This is a genomic window from Oleiphilus sp. HI0086 (assembly GCF_001635225.1).
In genome coordinates this window covers 1-683 of sequence record NZ_LWFZ01001146.1, presented here as the reverse complement: position 1 = coordinate 683, position 683 = coordinate 1, and the positions used below count along the sequence as shown (strand labels likewise).

Annotated in this window: 2 protein-coding genes; both read right to left on the bottom strand. The window is 38.2% G+C overall.

From position 1 onward, the window contains the following. Positions 1-309, bottom strand: a 309-nt coding sequence (locus A3756_RS20160) for a hypothetical protein (protein WP_197481415.1), incomplete at its 3' end; no start/stop codon positions are given. A gap of 71 nt (positions 310-380) precedes the next feature. After that, on the bottom strand, positions 381-683 hold a 303-nt coding region (locus tag A3756_RS28045; RefSeq protein WP_197481414.1), incomplete at its 5' end, for a hypothetical protein.

Genomic DNA, 683 nt, shown 5'->3' with positions numbered 1-683 from the left:
ACGATCATAGCTATCGAGCACCACCTGACTTTGAGTAACTTTATCAATCGTAAGTTTCTTGCTATCGAGTTTGTACTTTTCCCTTAAGTTATTAATACGATTCAAAGCATCAATTTTTACATTAGGCGAGTTAGCGTTTTCAAATAATTTTATGTAGCGCTTTAAGATGTAATTAATTGAGACCTTGGGTAAAGGTTTATCTTGGTAGACGATAAAGCTCGGTTTGATATCACCAATGGTTTCGAGATCACTTTTCAACTCAAAAATAAATGGGTCATCACTAGCAGCATAAGAAGTGTTTGAAAACATACCTACAGCTAAAAGAAGTACCCAAGAATAAAGCCTAGGAACGTTGTTTCTAGTCGATTTAATAAAATACATCATCGAGAATAGCGCCCGTCTTTACTTTTCTTTCGCTTAGTCGATTTATTTTCAGCGATACCCTGGAAAATATGCACCAAGCCTTGCTCAGCTCTCTCATAATTGGACATCATCACCTTTCTTAGCTCAGAAAGATGCTGCCGGCAGACATTAGTAATCTCGCTATCCAACTTATCTAGCAAAGCCTCTATCTTCACTTTTTTCGCTGCGAGTCGCTGCCCTAGAGCTGCGCTTTCAGATAACTGGCTTGAAAGTAGTTTAGGACCATTATTTACTTTGCTTTGAAGCTTACCAAGCCTACT